Source organism: Nonomuraea glycinis (assembly GCF_014646515.1).
Lineage (GTDB): Bacteria > Actinomycetota > Actinomycetes > Streptosporangiales > Streptosporangiaceae > Nonomuraea > Nonomuraea glycinis.
Genome location: NZ_BMNK01000013.1, coordinates 238,834 through 259,215, shown reverse-complemented (window position 1 = coordinate 259,215; position 20,382 = coordinate 238,834). Strand labels below are relative to the sequence as shown.

The following is a 20,382-nucleotide window of genomic DNA, read 5'->3' as shown; positions in this document are numbered from 1 at the left end:
GGCCGGTCACTTCCGCACGCTCCAGGTGATGGTGATCTCCGCGTCGGGGTGCTGGGAGGCGAAGGCCCGCAGCTTTTGGACCGCCTCGTCGATCCGCGCGCCGCGCACGCTCACCGAGCCTGCCCCCTGGCCGTTGCGCGAACCCGATGTGCTGCCCGCCGTACCACCGGATCCGCCGACCGGAGAGGTGCCGCCGCCGGTCTTGTCCGGTCCGGGCCCGGGCGAGGGGTCAGGCACCCGGCTGGCCAGGAGCATCCGGGCGCGGCGGCGGGTCTCCGACAGGACGGGCCCCAGAGCCTCCTGGAACTCGTTGCGCCGGGCCGCCTCCCGCAGCCGCTCCAGGATGGCTGTGGCCTGCTGATCGCCGCTCATGGTCCCGATGGCGTCGAGCAGGTCCCAGTCCGTGCCCTCCAGCGCGGCCACGACATCGCGCGCGGACTTCAGCGACCGCCCGAGCACCTCCTCGGTGGCCCCCATCGGCGCACGGGCCAGCAGCTCAGCCAGCCCGGTCGCGTCGCCCTCCTCGGCCAGGTTCCCGACAAGCGAGGCGGCATCCCTGGCGGTGGCGAGCCTGCCGGTGTCCTGTGCGAGGCCGAGCATCTCGCGGTGGGCGGTGAGCACGGTGACGAGCTCACGAGCCGCCGTCTGAAGCTCATGCGCCTCGGCGCGGACCTTACCTGCAAGGCGGCCCACATTGGCCGCCGACTTCAGCGCCGTCACGTGCACGCCGAAGATCTTGGCCGCGCGGTCCACGGCCCGCCGCCAGTCGGGGTCGCCGGGAAGCCGGGGCAGCCGCAGTTCGTAGCCGCCGTCGATGCGGTCGAGCGGGGGCCGGGCGACGGGGCCGCTACCGTTGTGGTACCACTCGCGGTCCTGCATCAGCGCGAACGCCGCGATGACTAGGCCGCGGGTGTGGGCGTCGAGGCCGCGCGGGTGCGGCCGATCCAGCCACTCGATCAGCCTGCTGACTCCAATGGTCTCGTTCAAACCCTCCTGTGCTGCGAGCTGGGTGAAGTGCTTGCGCCAGGGGAAGGTGTCGGGGCTGAACAGGAAGGCGTTCTCCAGCCTCTCGCCGACCCCGAGTGGGTTGGCCACCCTGCCCAGGACCTCCCGGTCCTTGGCGGCCACCGGAACCCGGCCCGACTCCTCCGCCGCGGCGGCGTCGAGATACTGCAGCACGATGTTCGCGTCGCTCTTGCGGACCTCGCCGGGGAACTTGGGGTGGTCAGGGTACTGCGCCGACAGCATCTGATCCAACAGGTGAGCCAGGCAGTCGGCCAGCCGAGCGCCGACGGGCGCCCCCGGCAGGGTGATCTGCGGGTCCAGCGCGGCGAAGAACGAGCTGTGACCGCGGGCGCCGTCAATGTCGGCCGGCTCCCGCTTGGCCGCACCGTACGCCTGCTGGATGACCTGCCGGAGCTTGTCCTCCAGCGTGGCTTTGCGGTTCTTCAGCAGTGCCTTGGCTGTGGCCCTGTCCTGGATGGACAGATTGCTGGCGTTCTGCTCGTAGCGGTCGTCGGAGGCGAGCAGGTAGCGCAAGCAGACCAACTCGCCGAGATCCTTCTCACGGGCCTCGGTGAAGAATGCCGGGACCCAGGCGACAGTACGGCTGCGCACGCCGTCGCGTTCGAGGTTCTCAAACCGAGCGATGTCGTCGTTGGGGCCGTGCCCGGCCTCGTCGAATGGGAAGTCAATGACGATCTTCCACCGGTCGCCGTCGGCGAGCAGCGCCGAGTCTGGCAGCTCCTCGGCATTGCGGATGTTGCCGTAGACGATGTCGACGACGCGCCGGCTGCCTCGCCACACGAACGAGTGGCTGTAGCCGCCGCCGAGCGTATCGGCGCCGGCTCCGGACACACCGAGCGAATCGAAGATCAGCTCGCGAAGCAGGCGGCGCCGTTCGCCCTTGGTGTCCTGATTGCTGACCCGATCCAGCACGCTCTCGTAGTCCACCCCGGCGAGCTGGATGGTGATCAGCGGATTGGCCGGCTCGTCGGTGAGGTGGATCTCGCTCACTCCGGAGGCGGCGAGGTCCCTGAACAGCGCCAGCACCCGCTGGGCCTCCATGCCCTTGAGCGGGGTGGCGATGGTGCCGTGGTTGAGCGCGGCCAGCTTCTGCGCGGTGAGGGTGCGCAGCGCGGGGACGTTCGGCGCGAGCGCGGCCAACAGCGCGGTCTTGACAAGCCGGGCGTCGGTGACGAACGGGTGGGTGCGCGGCAGGTCCTTGGCGTCGTCGGCAGTGGCAAGCCGGTGCCGGTCGAGCAGCCGCGGCAGCAGCTTCTCCTCGTACAGTGTGCGCGCGTTGGCGAAGTGCTGCTTCATCTCGTCGGTGAGCGGCACGACGCCGGAGTCCATCAGCACGTCATAGATGTCCCCGACAGGGATGATGTCGTCGACGGTCAGCTCGCCCCGGCCGCGGCGCAGCAGCTCGGCCATGGTGCGCAGCGCCGTGCGCTCCCGCTGCAGCAGACTGGAGAGGGCGACCATGGTGGAGACCAGCGCCGGAGAGAACGGGTAGGTCCGCCGGAACGCCGCCGCGTCGGACGACTCGTCCAGGCCCTCCAGGAGAACGTTCCACACCTTCGGCTCGCGGGTCACCTTGGCGAACGCCGCCTCCAGCGCGCCCTCGGCTCCGGGCAGAGGAGCGAGCAGCCGCCGCTCCACGATCAACGGAAGGTTGCGGTCCTGCAGGGTGATCTTGTTGAAGCGGTCCTCCCACCAGCGAAACGTCTCGCCGATGGCGTACTTCTCCGCGCCGGGCACGTTCGCGCCGAGGAAGTCGCGCAGGTCCCGCTGTCTGGCCACGAACGACACCAGCGGCACCGCGCGGTGCGCCGCGGCCGACTCGACCAGTTTGGCGACCTTGGAGCCCTCCTTGCCGACGAACGCCGAGTCGGAGGTGCGGGAGGCGAGCCAGAGCACCAACTCGTCGAGGAAGAGCACTACGCAGTCGTAGCCGAGTTGCCTGGCGTGGGCGCTGACAACCTCCAGGCCCTCGTCCAGCGACAGGTAGGCCGCGCCCCGGGTGTAACTGCGGAAGTAAGCGTCCACGAGGGCGGACACCAGGCGGCCCCGCTCGGTGTCGCCTACCTCGGCCTGGCGGGCCCGCACATAGGAGTCGGCGTCCCATCCGGTGGCGAGCGCGCCCCAGCCGGGGTTCGCTCCGCTGCCGAGCCCGGTGAAGAACGCCTCGTCGCCGAGCCTGAAGCGCAGGTTGTCGGCATCGGCGAACAGACTGTCGGTGCTGTGCACCTCGGGCAGCGCCGCGTCCGGATGCAACCGGCGGACCTGCTCGACGTACCCGCCGAGCACTGCCTCCTCGACGGAGGACGCGCCGATCAGGTGGTAGGTGAGGCAGAGGATTTTCCGCCCGGCCAGCCACGCGTCGTGCTTGGCGAGCACGCCCTCCAGACCGCGCAGCCCGCGGGCGTCCGGGTCGTGCCGGAGTACGGCGTGCAGCACGGACATGAAGTGGCTCTTGCCGGAGCCGAACGAGCCGTGCAGGAACGCCGCGTCGCTGCGGCCCTTCTCCAGGGCCCCCTTGATATAGGACAGCGCCTCGTCGAAGGAGCTCGCGAGCTGTGGCGTGACGACGTAGCTGGCCAGGGTCGCCTTGACCGCGGAGACGCCGTCGCTGAGCTTGAGCACGAAGTCGTTCGCACTCAGCTCCTCGGGGATGGCGATGACGTCCTTGAGCAGAGTCGCCATATAGGGGTCAGGCTCCCTTCTTGGCGCGGTGGCCGCGCTGCTTGGGCTCTGGGCGCCAGGCTGCCAGCGCCTCGCGGGTCAGGCCGTGCTCGGTGAGCTGGGTCTCCAGCCAGCCGGTGAAATACTCTGCCGGGCTCGCGGCGTAAAGCGCGTCGTAGTCTCCGTACCACTGGTGCAGCCAGGACTCCAGCTCGGCGACGCCGGCCAGCAGTGGCACCGCCCGCGGATCGCCCGCCGGATAGGCGCGCTCGATCAGCAGGTTGGCCAGCGCGGTGGCCTGCTGGAGGTGGTCCCAGCCCGCCCAGCCGTACACCGGGGTGGCGTCACCCTCGCGCTCGGCCCCCGGGTAGCCGGTGAACCGCTCCTTGGGCACGTCGAGCTTTCCGCGGTGCCTCCAGTAGCTCGCGGCGATGAAGTTCTTGGACGCGTACTTCGGCGGCACCGGGATCTCAACCTTCTCCCCCGCGTCCTCCTGGCGCTGCAGGGCCCAAACGTGCTCCCAGTCCTGCCGCAGGAGCAGGCCGGCGGCAGTGTAGCGGTGGGCGGCGAGGTACGGCACGTGCTCGTTCTTGAGGAGAGCGACGAGCTCGGAGGTGACGTCGTAGTCGGGGCGGCCGAGATAGATCTCCATGACCTGCCGGAAGTGAGCGTCGGTGCGGACCAGGTCGGCGAGCTGCGCCACGCTCAGCGTCCGGGGCGCACCGCCATCGATCCAGAGGCGCTCGTCCTCCAGCCGATCGAGCAGCCAACTGCGCAGCGCCTGGGACTGCATCTTGTCGTACGGCTCCGTCGCCCAGCGCCGCTTGCACTCAGGGCGTTCGACGAGGCCGAGGAGCGGCTTGTTCGCCGTGATCTCGATCCGACGCTGGACCAGGTCACGGTATGCCTGCGGCAAGTGTGCGGGGATCTCCCGGATCGGGGTGGAGCCATGCCGGGCGAACCACTGGGTGTCGGTCTCACCGTCGAGAAGCTTGCGGCCAAGCACGATCTCGAACGCGCGCTGCCCGAGGGCCAGCGCTGGCAGGTCGTCGCCGGGGTAGGTCAGGTCCTCGTCCACGATGCCGTAGAGCTGGTAGACCTCCCAGTCCAACTCCTCCTGGACGGCGATCATCTCGGCTCGGATGGCGTCATAGCTGCGCCGGGCCTCGATCAGGGCTTCACGCGTGGGTACGGCTTGCGCGCAGACGGCCTGAGGGGTGACGAAGGCGAGTTCCTGGGCGAGCCTATCAAGCCGTCGAGCCCGCTCCAGTGGCGCGCCACTGGACAGTGGAAATTCCTGCAGTTTTGTCCCGGTGAACTCGTAGAACCGCTCCCATTCCTCGGCAGCGATGCCACCACCAATTCCTCCATTACCTTTGTCGTGACAAACTTGTTTGAGCCAGAAGCAGGCGGTGGAGGAGTTGAGCAGCCCGAGCAGCCGCAGATAATCATCTTCGGTGGCTGCCTTCGGCAGCTTGATCACTGGTGCGGTACGATTGAAGACCTTCCCACCCCGGTCCAGCACGAAGTGGTTATGCGTCGCCACAAACGCAAATGCAACGGACAACGGCATGCGATGACGATCAGCAAAGAACATCCCGAGATCGAACCAACGAAGACCGCGCTGCTCAGGAATCTTTCCGAAGTACAAGCGTTTCTTCAGATTAGTGCGCCACGCCCAGATATATTGATTTGCCTGCTTCGTCAGTTCACGCCGATCGCCGTTCCACTCCTGCGGCATCAACGTGAAATTGGAATCCTCAATCTTAAAGTCGCGAACTTCATCCCCACTGACGAGCGGGACACACAGATTGGCTAGAGCCCGCCGGCGAACCAAGTCTCGGGGGACTAGATAGACATCGTCTTCAAGAGTAAGGCAGGTCATACCGATTTCGGCGGGAATTGCTCCTAGCGTCATGCTCCGCTTACCGAGAAGCTCAGAAAGCTCTGGCGCGCCACCTCCAGAGAGCGACCATGGATGGCTGGAAAGCCGCTCGCGGGGCATGTCTGCAGCAGAGATGTATTCGGTCTCCGAAGCAGGCTGATCAACGTGATCGACAATGGAGCGCCAGACCAAACCCAGAGCGGGAATTTCCGGCTGAGTAGGCTCGCCCCGGACACCAAGAACAGCGCGAACACTGCCCAGGCGATTCGGGTATCGGTTCTTTCCGATTAGAATGACCGTCGGCGTTCCGTGACCTGGAATATAGGCGCCAGAGGTATCGATGACATGCGTCAAATCAACATTCCCGGCAAAAAACCCCTCGATCAGCTTCTTGCCGAACTCCCGCTTCATGAACGAGTTCGCGGTGATCTGGCCGACATACCCCGGTCGATCGGCGTCCCTGACCGCCAGCCGGAAGAACAGCTCAGCGAAGGGCGCCGAGAGCGCGTACTTTCCAGCACAGGTCTTCTCGTACCGCTCCCGGTACGCCTGATTGAGCGCCTTGTCCTTGACCTGGATATACGGCGGGTTGCCGACGACCACGTGGTAGCGGCCGTAGTCGAGAATGCCGGGAAACCGGTCGACGTCCTCCCAGTCGTACAGGTGCGAGGCGAGCAGGTCGTTCTCCACCAAGCCCAGCGTCATCTGTCGGCCGCCGCTCAAGCCTCCGCCGTACAACAACGTGTCCCCGGTGGCGATGTTGAGGTCGAGCGCCGGGGCATCCGGGGCATCCAACCGGGCGACACCGCACGCCTTCAGCGCCGCCACCATCAGCCGGAACTTGGTGATCGCAGTCGCGGCCGGGTTGATATCGACCCCGTGCACGCTGTCGAGCACCTTCTGCACCCGCACCCGCTCGTCCAAACCCGGCGCCTGCTCGCCCCACGCCTCCAGCAGCCGGTCGAACGCCCCCAGCAGGAAGTGCCCCGACCCGCATGTCGGGTCGATCAGCTTTAGTCCGTCAAGCCCGAAGTCGTCCAGAGCGGGCGTGAGCGTGAGGTCGAGGATGAACTCCTCCACGAAGACAGGGGTTTGCAGCAGCGCGTACCGCTTGCGGATGTGTTCGGACAGGTCCTGGTATAGGTCGCCGAGGAACCGGGTGTCCAGCTCTGCACTGTGGAAGTCGTGCGCCAGTCGTACACCGTCCTCGTCGCGCCGCCGGAACGCGGCGATCAGCGCCTCGGCCCGATCGGCGGAGATGTCCCACCACCAGATGAAGTCAGTGTCGGGGAAGAGCCCGTGCCCTGCCCGGGTGGAGCGGAGCCAGGTGAACGCCTCCCGCAGCCACTCGCGGGCGGTCAGCCGGGGGTTGCGCTGGATCCAGGCGGCCTCGGCATCGGCCGCGTCGGAGATGGCGTTGCCGGCGGCGTCGCGGGAGGCGATCCACCGGTGCCTAGTGAGGTCGTTGTCCTCGCAGAACCGGATGAACGCACAGGCGATCACCCACGAGCTCGCGGCCTGGTTACATTGCGCGGTAAGCCAGTCGTTCCAGGTCTCCCCGGTCCGACCGACCTGGTCGGCGGCCCGGTGCATCCCCTTCAACCGCGCCCCGATCTCAGGGACTCGCTCCACCTGCTCCCGCAGGTCATCAGCGACCAGCGCCGCCTGCCTCTGAAGGTCCTTAAGGAGTGCGGCGGAGACGATCGACACCTGGCTCACCTTCCCGTGACGTTACCGACCGACGACCCTGCCAGGGCCTGTGCCAGAGCGTGCCCTGCTATGCCCTACTAGTTTGGCGCACCCACCGCACCCCGCCTGACCAGCCGCATAACAATTACGAGTACTCGAAGATCCAATACGGCGCGAAGATGGCCACTCCGCTCAGCCAGGCATTCCCACCCGTCGGAGCTCAGGGCTCCTGCTGCACTATGTCCTGGAACCAGTCGAGGGCACCGAGCACCACATCCCAGACCGCCTCGTCAGCGAGCAAGGTCACACGGAATGACGGGTAGTTCTGTAGCTTCGTCACCGGGATGTCCACACCAGGAGCAGCGTTGAGTCGATCCCGGAACGCCTTACGACGTGCAGCATCATCGAGCGGCGCTCTTCGCTTGAGCGTTCCGAAGGGAATCTCAACTTTCTCAGCGTAGAAGCGGAGCGCGGCTAGAACCTCGCGTCCCCTTCGGAGAATGGGGGCACAGGAGGCTCCACCCCGGGTGTACTCCAACTCACCACCGCGGGACCTCCAGTGATCCAACAGCCGTTGCACCGCTCCGGCGACCTGAGGGCCGCTCGTCTCCCCGAGCCGCTCAAGGTAATGCCGTTGTGGGTCGCTGATGTACTGGTGCTCGCCATGGGAAAGCTCCGATTCTCGCAGGCCCTTCGCACCCAGCAGCCCCAGCTCCTTGGCCAGCTCCCGGACAATGATCCGCTGTTCAGCACGTGCCCGCCCAAGCTCGTCGAGCTCGATCCCATCGTCCACCAGCGACTGCATCGCCTGTCGCAACTCGTTTCTGGTCACCGATCGGCCATCGGACGGCGGCTCTCCGTCCGAGGTGAGCACTCGATGCCTGCCGGGTACGGATTCCTTGTCGAGGTACACCCGTACTGGTACAGCATGGGAGCCAATCAACCATGCCAAGTCACCATACGAGACCCAGGTTGCGGGTGGAATCGCGGCAAGAATCCGTGTGAGCGGCGCCCAGTCAGGCACCGGAACCTCGACGCGACTGGACTCGTCCGGGCCCGGCCAGATCTCAATGGCCCGGTCTGCAAGCTCCTCGGCTCTGGCAAGGATCTCTTCCTTCCCCCACTTATCATGCTGGGCGATCTTCTGGTTCATCGCGATGCCGCTGCCCCGAAAGAGCTCACGTTTCTGCTCAAAAGGCGTGTTGCCAAGCTCCGGGTTGTACCCAGTGAGCGTGAGGTTGCCTAAGGTGTGGACTAATTGACGGTGCATAAGCCGAGGATCATCGCCCTCTCCTGCGAGCCCGTTGAGCCAGCTTTCCGTCGGATTCTGCGGTAGTACATGCTCAATAGTGATATCCGTGGAGGAAAGGTCGGCGCGCTCCTTCGAAGGATAGCTCTCCTCCAAACGCCTTAGAATGAACTTCTGCTGCGACTGAGAGCCCCAACCGTAGAAGTTCTTCTCGGTAACGTCCCTGCGAAATTCCTTGTCTGACGACCATTTCAGTTGAGGACGAGATAATTCTGCCATAACCGTCTCAGTCACCGGCTGGTTGGGGGTGAGGAGGCGGGCGAGTCGCTGGAATACGGGGGTCAGAGAAGCCGGCACACGCCCGATGAACCGTCGCACAAGGAAGCTTTCGATGTACTGCAGAGCCTGGACGACCTCTTGATCAGCCGCATGTCCATCATCCAGAAATTCAAGAAGCTTCATGATCACCGGGTACGTTGAGGTGGTTCTGAATCCACCCAGGAAAGCGATGCTGACACCGATCGACGTCGTCTCATCGGGTTTCAATATGCGTTCCAGGTGGCCCGCTCGCCGAGCTAGCTCGACCACGTACTGCTCGACATTTTCCTCATCACCACGGGCATTATGAAGCAGCTTTTGATGGCCGCGATAGACATCCATCCTCTGAGCTTGCTCACCATACGTGAGCACAAGCATCAGACGCATGAGCTCTTCGAGTCCTTTGATGCCCAGGCGACGCTGGGCCGGCAACCAGTGTTGCTCGTAAACGTCCTCACTTCGCGTCGGCAGACACATGAAGACATAGTTGCGGATGAGATCAGCCTCGCTAAGTCTCATCCCGGTATTATTGATCGACTCGAAGATCTGGAAGACATCGTCGTCCCTCCCAGCTGCGATCTGTACAAGATCGAGGCAGTCAAGAATCACCGTCTCGATGCGCCGAATACTGTCCGGATCTGCAGGGTCATCAACCTCGATCAGCTTCTCTCGAAAAAATCGGTAAGCTTCGCCGATCTTGCCGTCGACATCTTCGCCTACCCCTTCGACGCACAACTGGAATTCCTGCCTGTCAGCGTGAGTTGGCAGAAGTCTATAGCGTCGCTCTTCCTGCTTGTCTGCATTTATAAGACACAGGCCATTTATGCGGCTCCGGTGTCCGGGATCCTCCATTGCTAGGTGATCTCTAATCACACATAACGCCAAAAGCAACGTGGTCAGCCGCTGCTGTCCGTCCACGACGATCCAACGGACATCCCACTGCACTGAATCGGGACTTGGTGCGAGCACGACCGAGCCCAAGAAGTGGCCAGCCACACCGTTCTCCTTAAGAGCAGCAGCCTGTCTGCTGATATCAGACCAGAGTCGCTCCAGCTGATCACGCCCCCAAGAGTAGGGACGCTGATAGAGAGGAACTACCATCTGCTGTTCAGCCTTGAACAGGCTGCGAAGCGTGATCTGAACGGCCTTCACCGCGACCCTCCGGCGCATGTATCGCGAGAGATCTCGACCTTCTGGATCTTCCCATGATGCCAAGGAGAGCGCAAACACGACAAAACATAACAAACGTTATCTAACGCATCATTTTGTTGAGTCGAGATATACAAACCCGCGCCTCGGAGAACGCCCAGAAGAGTGCCTCGATCGCAGCCTCGGGTCCCGGTAGACCCGGCACATCACGATCCGTCTACCCTGCAATGGCGACTCCGGTAAGGGCGGATGACTCTCACCGCCCTAACCTGATCGCCGAGATTTCACTTCAAATAGTGAGCAACGATCTCAGGTGAGACTCTGCATCTAAACAGATGACTACGAGGCAGCCGACTGCTGATGCCCGTTGACCCACGTCGTGGAGAGCCGGAGCGCACCGAGCGCGCCCGGGGCCGGGCGATGATCGAGGTACGGTCGGCCGTCCCGGTCGACGGGCACGAGCAGCCACCGGGCGGCAGGCCGTGCGGTAGCCTTGTCGGCGAGCCGCTCCAGCACGGTGAGCCGGTCGTAGCGAGCCAGCGGGGCCGCCTCCACAACGAGCAGCGGAGCCGGGTCGGTCAGCAGCATCTCCTCCAGCCCGGCCGCGGCGAGCTCGACGAGCCGGCGGAGGTTCGCAACGTCCTGCGGAGCGGCGTCCGGCCGGTCGGCTCGGAGCACGATCGACCAGTCCACGTTGTAGGCGTCGGCGCTCGCCCGCATCGCGGTGAGCAGCTCGGCGGTGACGTCCAGCACCTGGAGGCCGAACCGGTCCCGCAGCGCGGGGATCGCCCGGACGTACAACGGGTAGTCGACGCTGATCGTGACGGAACCGCGCTCCTGCAGCGATACCTCCATCTGCCGCTCGAAGTCGGCGAAGTTCCGGTCGACCGACGAACCACCTCTGAGCCGGGTCCTCGTCGGCCAGTGGGAGGTCGGGAGGTTGCTGGTCTGGATGTCCCTTGGCCGGTAGACACCGCCGCTGAAGACCAGCGGGACCTTGGCGAGGTGGAGCAGCGCGTCCAGGTCGTGGCGGCTCTCCGGCAAGTCGCCGACCTTCGGATAGCGGGCGCGAACCCGGGCCTTAAGCTGATCGAGGTCCATCCCGTGCCGGACTACACCGAGCGAGGAGGCGAGCTGCTCCAGGGCCCGCCTCGGGTCTATGCCGTGCGGATAGATCTCGCCACGACCGTTGGCCGCCGCCTTCTCCGAGGCCGCCGCGCCGAGTGCCGCGAGTCGATCGGCCGGCAGTTCGGCCATGCCTTGCGGCAGCCGTACCCCGCGGAGCACGGTCTCGGTCTGTGCGGCGCTCGGAAGCGGGTCTTCGGCGGCCAGCAGGTCGGCGACCTTACCAAGCCGTACCGCGTAGTCGAGCAGGTCGGTGCCGGGCACCGCGTCAGGATCGGTGGGCTTCTCCAAAGCGACCACGGCCGAGTCGTGGCAGCGCCGGTGCAGCAGTCTCGCCTCTCCGCCACGCTCGCCCTCGACCTCGACAGCGGCCCGCACCAGGCCCAGTGCACGGCGCGTCCGCTGGTCACCCGCTGTCTCCGAGCCACGAGAGGTGAGCAGCGCTTCCGCGATCCCCTCCGCGGAGAGCACGCCTCCCGCATCTGCGACAAGGTCGACGATCTCGTCGCGGACCTCAGTGAGGGACCTGCGCTGACGCCAGCCCTTACGAGCAGTAGGGAGGATTTGCCCCGCCCGACCCGCGGTAACGCCAGCGGCCGACCCCAGCTCGGTGTTGCTCGGCCAAGCGGACTCTGTCTCCTCCAGCCCGAGGTAGAGGCGGAGCACGCGTGCCTCTGTGGAGTCCTGCTTCGCGGCCTTCGATATCAGCGAGCGCAGCACCGCGTCGACCCCGCGCCCGGATCCGGCCGGGTTGTCGTCCTCGGCGACCGCCACAGGGGCGGACGACTGGAGCCGTGCCCGCCACTGCTTTGCCCTGCGCCTGATCTCACGCTTGGTCGGGTCTGCCACGCCAGATAGCCGGGAGAGCTCGAACGGCGAGCGGGCCAACAGGTCCCGGACGGTCCGGACGTCGATGCGGTGCAGCGCGTCGACCGCTCGCGGGGTGAGACCGGCGGAAGCAAGCAGCGTGTCCAGCGCTGCCCTACCCGCCGCCTCATCGAGCTCCTGACCGGTGACCGGGTTGACGCTGGTAGGCGTGGCCGCGGCGGGTGGGACGGCGTCGAAGACGGCCCGCCACTCGATCCGCATGCTCTCGATGGAGTCGTGACGGTCGGCGACGTTTCGGGCGAGTGCCTTGCGTAGGAAGGCGATCACTCCGTCGCGGGCCGGGCCGGGCTCGAATGCGTCCGGGTCGATCGTGACGTCGCTGTCGATCAGCGCGGGGTGGCTGTTACCGGTGCCATAAGCCGGGGCCTGCCCGGTCGCCATCTCGTGCAGCGTCACCGCCGCGGCGTACCGCTCGGCCGCCGCATCGTAGCGGGGCCGGTGCACGGGGTCGAAGAACGGGTCGAGATAGGGCGGGGTGCCGACACCGGTCTGCTCCAGCGGCGCCCTCGACAGCGAGAAGTCGAAGAGCGTGAGGTGGACCTCGCGGCTTTTGCCCAGCTCACGGAAGGCCAGGTTGTCGGGCTTGATGTCGCGGTGGTTGACGCCCGCCAGGTCGAGTGCGGACAGGATCTCGAGCAGGTCCTTGCCCCAGCGGCCCAGAAAGTCGAGAGAAAGCCGGCCTTCGCGGCGAATCATAGCCGCCAGGCTCTCCCTGCCCGCGTTCTCCAGAAGCAGAGCGGTCCGGCCGCCCACGAGCATCGGCTCTTCGAGGTTGCCCGCAATGCGCAGGTCCCGGACGAGCGGCAGCACCTCGGCCTCGTCCAGTAGCCGCTTTCGGGCTCCGTCCTCGTCCAGCGCCACCTTTAGTACGGCCTGGCCGTGCTTGGCGTCCTCGGCCTTTTTGGTGTCCTTAACGAGCAGAGCGAGCGCGGTGGAGCCCTGGCCCAGCCGCTCGACGACCTCGAACCGGACCGGATCATCGGCGGGGCCGATCTTCGAGCCGGGTACCGCGTCCAGCGGATCGACCTGCTGCGCGGCCTCCTCGGTCGCGGTGAGCTCGCCGACCAACTGCTCCAGGCCCTGGACGAACCTCTCCACCGACTCGGTCCGCAGATCGACGTCGCCCGCAGTGGCGTCCTTGACCAGGTCGATCATCGCCTGCGCGGCACCGTCCAGCTCAACAGCGACGTCAAGACCCCGTTCGCGGGCCAGTCGCTGCTGCAGCACTTCGCTGGTCTCGGCCGGTGCACTTCCCGTGAAGACCAGGTATGAGACGGCGCCGAGCCCGAATACGTCGGCCAGGATCGCGTCGGCCGCCGGGTTGTGCAGCGTCTCAGGCGCGATGTACCCGTGGGCGCCCTTGTCGGTCAGGGCCTCCAGCGTGCGGGTGCCCGCCACGTAGGTGCTGTGGCTGGGCGAGCCGGGCACCAGTTGGCCTGCGGTGTGCCAGTCGCGGATGCGTACGCCGTACCGACTATAGGCAAGGGTGCGGACGAAGATGGACAGCGGGCTCAGCCTGCGGTGCACCAGCCGCCGGGAGTGGGCATATCGCAGCGTGTTGGCGAGCGTGCGGACAAGGTCGATACGCTGATCGACAGTCAGCTCGCCGGCCTTCTGCTGTAGGAAGTGGTCGAGGCGCGTCTCGGTCGGGTCGTGCTCGAACACAACGGCGGGGCCGCGCTCGTGCTCGTAAAACTCAATCGCGCGGGCGATGCCAGGGTGGTTGAGGTTCTCCAGCGTGACGAACTCGCGCTTGGCGGCCCTCAGGATCGCGCTGCGGTCCTCCTGGGACGCAGCCTGGTTGACCAGGTAGAAGCGGACCCGGCGGACCCGTTCCAGCACCGGGTGCTTGGCCAGGTAGTCCTGCCAGCCCGGCCCCTCCGCCAGCGGGTCGTCCTCGAGCAGCATGTTGCCGACCTTGCGGTGCCGAACGCTGCGGCGCACGCCCGCTTTCTCGATCAACCTGGCCAGCTCCGCGGAGCGCCTGCCGTTGATCAGGTCTCGAGGCATCCGCGGCTCGGCGGCCAGCGCGTCCTTGACCAGCTCATCCAGCCCACCGGGCCCCTGCCCGTCGATCCGGTAGACACCGCGTCGGCCGCGTTCGGTGAGGCGCACCTGGGCGTCCGGCTGGTGGAGCACCACACCGGCGTGCACGAAGGGCAGGTCGCGCCCCCCGGCGTCGAGGAGCAGCTGTTTGAAGTGTTTGGCCTTGTTGTCGGCGAGGATGCGCGGGTTGTCCTCGGCGTCACCGTTGTGGAACCAGGTCTGGTGGTCGCCGGTGATGGTCCCCGACCAGTGCTTGAGCTCCAGGAGGTAGATGCCGCCCTTCCCGATGACCAGCAGGTCGACTTCGTACTGGCGACCGCTGCGCGTGGTGAAGGTGAAGTTGCTCCACGCCCGGTAGGGATCGGCGTCAGCAAGCCGGGCCCGGATGCCGGCAAGGCCACCGCGCTCGTGCGCGTGCTCCGAAGGTGTGACCTCGACCCACCGTTTGCTTCCGGGTTCCACCCGATCCCTCCGTTTCTCTGCGGGGAGTCTAGCGCGAGAAAGAATTCCCGCTCATGGGATCGCCGACCGAAGCAGGGGCACCGCCACGACTGTCGACCTAGCGGCAGCTCGTGCACCCGGAGCCACGGGCGTCAGGCGGGAAGGGCAGCTGGATCAGCCGCCAACGTGCGCAGCCCCGCCGACCGTACTATCGGAACGTAGCGCTCGAACTGCGTGCAGACCTCGTCCCTTGAATACTGCCCGTGACGCCAGGTACGCGAGAGAACGCCACATCAGTACGCGCCGGTCGCCGCGCCTCGCCGACACCCGCCGCGACATCCGTAGGAGACTCCAGCCCGTAGTAGTCCTTCGCCACACCGAGCACCATTGCCGAGCCTGGGCACATCACGCACAGCTCCAGGTTCGCAGCCATGACCAACGGCGCAGGCCGAGGCTTCCATCCAGGCAGCGATCCGCGTCCTCCATGGCCAGCAAAGTCAGAATGGGCCAAGCGGCTGCCCTACCCGTGCTCCTGCGCCCACGCACGTGGGATCACCTCCTCGTCACCCATGGCGACCACCGCTCCGACAGGCAACTCCGGACATGAACTTGCGAATCACCCTTCCATGTCTACTCCCGGAGGCCTCTCAACCCTCCTGCCTCACCCTGCCAGCGAGCGTCCAACCACGAGAACGCATCGGTCATGCCCTAGACTGCGAGATCCAGCCTCCGAAGTGTCCGTATTGACGGGGGAACGACCGCATCTGTCGGTTACCGTGATCGATGTGGCCAAAGCTTCGTTTCTGATGGTGCATGTGAGCCAAAGCACTACGGGGCAGGACAACCTCGCCTTCGGGCTTGAGACTCGATCTTGGGGTTTTCCCAGCCGCATCGAGGAGTATGCAGGCACCAGGATGGACTTCGTCATTCTCGGAACAGGCGTAAACCCGCGAGTCGACCTCGGGGTCTGGCTGAGCGACACGATCGATCTGTATGTGTGTCAAGCAGTGGGGATCGTCTATGAGGGAACAGCCCCACACTGGCCCGACGAGACAGATGAGCAACGCGTCAAGTATCCGACGCGGCTCGGCATCGAACCGCTCGCCAAGCTCACCAACACTCCTCTGGGCCCGGCCGGTTCCTTACCCCTGGCAGCCAGCGACGCGATCCGCCGGTCCGGTCTCCACCGTGGATTCGGCAAGCCGGTCCAGTTCGATCCCGACAAGCTGTTCAAGCTCATGGGCGTCACCCCCAAGCTCTCCTATGCCGACAGCGCTCCGATCATCCCGTTGAACCAGACTCGCCCTGTTCAGGTGCCGACGCGTCCTAAGCCTCGAAGGAACGTTAAGCATGGCACGGGTACCGGACGGCAGAGCGACCCGCGAAAGCGCGAGGCTGTCGAGCGCCACGCAGTCGACCTGGCAATACAGCATTACAGGCAGGCCGGCTGGACAGTGGAAGAGGTCGGCAAGCCCTATGACCTGCGCCTTACAAAGGCCGGCGCCGAGCGACGTGTGGAAGTTAAGGGCACCACGGGCGCCCCCACGTCGGTGGAGCTAACTGCTAATGAAGTCCAGCACGCCCGTGAGTTCCCTGAAGTCGATCTGTTCGTGGTCAGCGACATCACCGTCATGGGCATCACCCCCAACTTCACGGCCAGCGGCGGCACCACGACGTTGCTACCCGACTGGGAACCCGCTGACGAGGACCTGCGGCCGACTCGTTTCGAGTACCGCATCCCCTCCTAACGACCGTGCTGTACGGCACCGATTACCGCCGCGCTCGGATCGCTCGTATGACGTCCGGCCGACACGCACTCGTCATCTCACCCCATGAGGAGCTACGAGGGTGAAGCCCCGCTACCTGCTAGCACGTTCGGCTGGCGACTTAGCCGCAACGGACGCCGAAGACCTCGTCCAGACGCTCGTACGCCGAGCAAACGAGGTGTACCGAGTCGTTGTCAAAGATCCGGAGAAGCAGTCTTGGCGCGCCAGCATCAGAACGGTTCTCGATGTCCTGCTCCTGGCAGGGCTGGGCGACGTAATGGTACTGCTGGAGATGAGCACGCTGAGCAGCGACGCACGCATCGACATGCTGCTCGTAGGATCCCATCCCGACACCGGCGAACTGTCGGCCGTGGCCGTAGAAAACAAGCAGTGGTCAATGCTGGCTCTCAACCCTCGTACCCGCAGAATCACTCATCCCGGCGCGGGACCCGAGGACAGTCAACACCCGGTTGAGCAGGTCTGGGACTACTGCCGGGCGCTGGAACGCCAAGTGCCGATGCTGAGGGGAGCACTATGGGGCGTGGCGAACTTGCATAACGCCTCGACCACGGCCGTCGCTAAGATCATGCCCCCGGTCGGCCAGCTGCGTGCCGATGTTGACGGCAAACGTGTACGGGCCTTCGGTGATACCACCGACCGCAAGGAATTCGCCCATTTCCTCTCCACGGTGTTGAGTGCTGAGGGTGCCCGCGACCACGTCCGCCGAATCGACCGTGCGCACGTCCGCCCAAGCGAAGAAGTCATGCACGCCGCTTACGAAGCGGTTCGGGGCAGGCGAATCTTTCCACTGTTGGATGAGCAACGCGAGACGGTGGACAAGGTGCTCACCCTGGTCGAGGAGGGATTTACCGCCAACTCAAAACAGATATTCATTGTCACCGGCGGGCCGGGGACGGGCAAGACCGTCTTAGCGCTGGAGTTGTTGGGCATACTGAACGGGCTCCGTAGCTCCGCAGCCCATGCATCAGGCAGTGCGGCGTTCTCCGCAACCTTACGCAAATATGTGACCGGGCGCTATGGCGGCGTCTCCGATCTGTTCACCTATTTCAACCAGCACAGGCATCGAGAACCCAATCACCTGAACGTCTTGATCTGCGACGAGGCGCACCGCCTGCGCAAGACATCCAATCTCCGTTTCGATAAGTTTGATCAACGCTCCGACATCCCTCAGATCTACGAGCTCATCCAGGCGGCACGGGTGCCAGTGTTCCTGTTAGACCCTCACCAGGTTGTACGCAATGACGAAATAGGCTCGCCCGAGGAAATCAGGCAAGCCGGTTTAGCGTTGGGGATCCCGGATGAGCACATTCACCACATCCAGCTGCAGCGCCAGTTCCGCCACAACTACTGTCCCGAGTACATCGACTGGCTGGAAGATCTGCTTGGTTACAAGTCCGCGCCCCGTCCTTGGACCTACAAAGGCGACTTCCAACTCCTACGCGCCGATACAGCACAGCAGATGGAAGATTACCTGCGGGCACAGGTCTCCCTAGGTCATTCGGCGCGCATCACCGCGGGCTACTGCTGGGACTGGACCCACGAATATCGAGGGGGACGACTGGTCCCCGATATCCGCATCGACGACTGGGCTCGGCCGTGGAACGCCTTCAGAGGGAGTGGACGCTACAAAATACCCGATCGCACTCTGTGGGCGACCGATCCACGAGGTTTTGAGCAGATCGGATGCATCTATACTGCCCAAAGTTTCGACTGGAACTATGCTGGAGTCATTATTGGGTATGACTACACTTGGGCTGGCGATCACTGGAAGTCGGTCAATAATAAACATAGGCCTACGTGGGGACCGAAACGCCACCAGCTGGTTCGCAACATCTACCGTGTCCTGGCCAGCCGCGGTAGGCACGGAGTCGTGCTGTACTCCACCGACCACTCCACTCGGGACCTACTGGCTGAACTCAAAATACCGCCGGTACAGGACGCTCTGGCGGCATTGCATGAGGAGCACCCAAAGGCGGCCAAACCACTTTCTCCACTCCCAGTGCAGGATGTTCTCCCATGGTGACATATTGAACCCGTCCGGCATTAATGGAGGCCCCTGTGGCTGTAAAGGATGGAGACCTTGGTCGGTCGATCTCCTTCATCTCACCCCTCGCAGCGTCGGTAGCCGCCGGAGTTGAATCAGCGCGCAGTCCGGATGGCACAAAAGGGCATCCAGCAAGGTTGCGTCCACAGGAGTGGCGTACGAGTTTGGCCTGGTGACAGGCGTGGCGTCGTGAAATGAAGACGGCCATCGAGTGATCCTTCGAGTAGCTAGATCAAGATCGAAGGAGAATCAGTCGATGGCCGCAGACAACAGTGTGACGCCTGCTCAGTGGCTCGCGAAGCAGATCGAGACCGACGACCCGGATCTGTTGCGATCCATGGTGAAGACCATGGCCGAAGCGTTGATGTCGGCCGAGGCCGACAGCCTGTGCGGGGCCGCCTACGGCCAGCGCAGCCAGGAGCGGACCAACTCCCGCAACGGCTACCGGGCGCGCGAGTGGGACACCCGCGCGGGAACCATCGAGCTCGCGATTCCGAAGCTGCGTTCCGCTCCTATTACCCGGACTGGCGGCTGGAGCGACGCCGGCGGGCCGAGCTGCGGATGGCCTAACCTTGAGCTCCGGTGAGAGCTCGACCGAAACCTCGCCACTTACCTTCCTCTTCCAGACTTCTGTCAGCTTATCTAGCTGACTTTTCCGGATCTATTGGACGCCTCAATCATTGCCGTATTCCGGCTCGCCGTAGTCTGCGTAGCGCTCCTCTAAGGACTCCCGTTCGGTGCGCAGATACTGCTGCTGAATCCCAGCTGCGTGGATCTCGGCAGTGCCTTCCAGCCGCAGAGTACAAACTGGGCAGAACAACGCCGTCGCCACGTACACGACGTCGCGATAGACCCAGTCCTCTTCGATGCGCCCATCTGTGCTGCGCACAGACCTTAGCTCCAGCGGGATGCCCTCGGCGCAGGCAGGGCATCGCACCTGCTCAACAGCCTCATGAGGTAGGTTGAGTCCGCTCCGTCCCTGGAAGATGGTGCCGATACGAGCCCGCCGCACAATCAGCTCCTCGTGAGACAGGCTCGTCCGGACCTGGGCGGCCGCTTTGATCCTCTGCATCACCTCATGGACCAGCCGCTTGTCCGCTGCATCGACCAAGGCTCGTCCGTGATCAAGCAGGGCGTCGCCGAGCAAGTCCGCCGGATCCAACTCGAGATGATCGCACACGGCCTCGACTACTCGTGTGAAGTGCGGCAACCACAGTTCAACCCCTCGCTCGTACGGTGACGAGCTACTGTGTGCCTCCGCGTTGCGCAAGCCCGCCAGATAGGTGACGTCCACCGCACGCTCTTTTGTGAAGCCAGGAATGATCACACCTAACCGTTCCACGACCGTCTTGAGCGAAATGGACGTTGGATGCCCATTGGGTTTCGGATAACCTGCGGCAGCCATAATCGACTCGCCGTTCATGTCCGCGAGCAGGGTCGGGTGGACCTTCGCGAGTGGCGCGCGGAGCAGGAACTCCAGGCCAAGCAGTAGCCAATGGGCCAGCACGCCGTCATCTGCAGTGCGATGGTCAGCAGCCCTGGAGAAGTACAGCTGCGCCTTGGCGATAAATCCGTCGTACTCCCACATCACTCGCTCCATACATACGTTCGCTCCAAAACGCGGCCGGCTGGAACGGCGGGACGCCGATGGAGCAGACGCGCGTTGTCGAGTATGGCGACTCGTCCCTCTCGCCATTCAATGGTTGCAGTTGGGGCTCGGGCGTCCACCTCTTCCAGGCTCAGCCCGATTTGCGGAACACAGGTGCGCGGATCCCACCGAATCCGCCAACGCCCCCCCTTCGGCAGCGCCGCAGGCAGATGCCGCACCCGTCCAGCGCGGTCGACAGCCCGCAGGACGGTGCGGCGCAACCCGGCCAACAGGGGCGGATCCGGATCGAGGAGCTCCGTATGCGTCGTCTGGGGAATCGATAGGGCTCGAAGCACGATCCAGCGAGGCGGCCGGGACGAGATGGCACCCTCTGTGTGCCATGGAAACGCCTTCAGGCCATAGGTCCCTGACAAACTCCATGAGTCGTCTCGTTCTCGCGAAATGATCGCCTGCGGGCTTCCCCAC

General features: G+C 64.8%; 7 protein-coding genes and 1 pseudogene. 3 read left to right on the top strand and 5 right to left on the bottom strand.

The window, feature by feature from the left end; genetic code table 11:
* Window positions 1-6 precede the first annotated feature (6 nt).
* The 4 genes from IEY87_RS31590 to pglW form a co-directional block, all read right to left on the bottom strand.
* Window positions 7-3,708, bottom strand: coding sequence for a DUF6079 family protein (locus IEY87_RS31590; RefSeq protein WP_189142469.1), 3,702 nt, complete (start codon window positions 3,706-3,708; stop codon window positions 7-9).
* Window positions 3,709-3,715: 7 nt separating this feature from the next.
* Window positions 3,716-7,282 carry a BREX-2 system adenine-specific DNA-methyltransferase PglX gene (gene pglX / locus IEY87_RS31585; protein ID WP_189142468.1) on the bottom strand — a complete coding sequence of 1,189 codons (3,567 nt, stop codon included), beginning with the start codon at window positions 7,280-7,282 and terminating at the stop codon, window positions 3,716-3,718.
* Window positions 7,283-7,481: 199 nt separating this feature from the next.
* Entirely contained in the window at window positions 7,482-9,980 is a 2,499-nt protein-coding gene (locus IEY87_RS31580; protein ID WP_189142467.1) for a GmrSD restriction endonuclease domain-containing protein, read from the bottom strand.
* Between the two features lie 336 nt (window positions 9,981-10,316).
* Complete coding sequence (gene pglW, locus IEY87_RS31575) at window positions 10,317-14,498, bottom strand: BREX system serine/threonine kinase PglW (RefSeq protein ID WP_189142466.1); 4,182 nt, start codon at window positions 14,496-14,498, stop codon at window positions 10,317-10,319.
* A gap of 764 nt (window positions 14,499-15,262) precedes the next feature.
* Between pglW and IEY87_RS31570 the strand changes: the two genes are divergently transcribed.
* The 3 genes and pseudogenes from IEY87_RS31570 to IEY87_RS31560 form a co-directional block, all read left to right on the top strand.
* A complete protein-coding gene (locus IEY87_RS31570; RefSeq protein ID WP_225277821.1) occupies window positions 15,263-16,225 on the top strand; it encodes a protein NO VEIN domain-containing protein in 963 nt (320 codons plus the stop codon).
* A gap of 100 nt (window positions 16,226-16,325) precedes the next feature.
* Entirely contained in the window at window positions 16,326-18,287 is a 1,962-nt protein-coding gene (locus IEY87_RS31565; protein WP_189142465.1) for a DNA/RNA helicase domain-containing protein, read from the top strand.
* 277 nt (window positions 18,288-18,564) lie between these two features.
* Window positions 18,565-18,863: pseudogene (locus IEY87_RS31560) on the top strand (transposase); the annotation flags it as partial.
* 118 nt (window positions 18,864-18,981) lie between these two features.
* Here IEY87_RS31560 and IEY87_RS31555 read toward each other — a convergent pair.
* Window positions 18,982-19,896, bottom strand: coding sequence for a hypothetical protein (locus IEY87_RS31555; protein WP_189142464.1), 915 nt, complete (start codon window positions 19,894-19,896; stop codon window positions 18,982-18,984).
* Window positions 19,897-20,382: the final 486 nt, after the last annotated feature.

Coding starts and splice junctions, on each gene's coding strand:
- IEY87_RS31590 (WP_189142469.1), bottom strand. CDS start 3,708: ATGGCGACTCTGCTCAAGGACGTCATCGCCATCCCCGAGGAGCTGAGT.
- IEY87_RS31555 (WP_189142464.1), bottom strand. CDS start 19,896: ATGTGGGAGTACGACGGATTTATCGCCAAGGCGCAGCTGTACTTCTCC.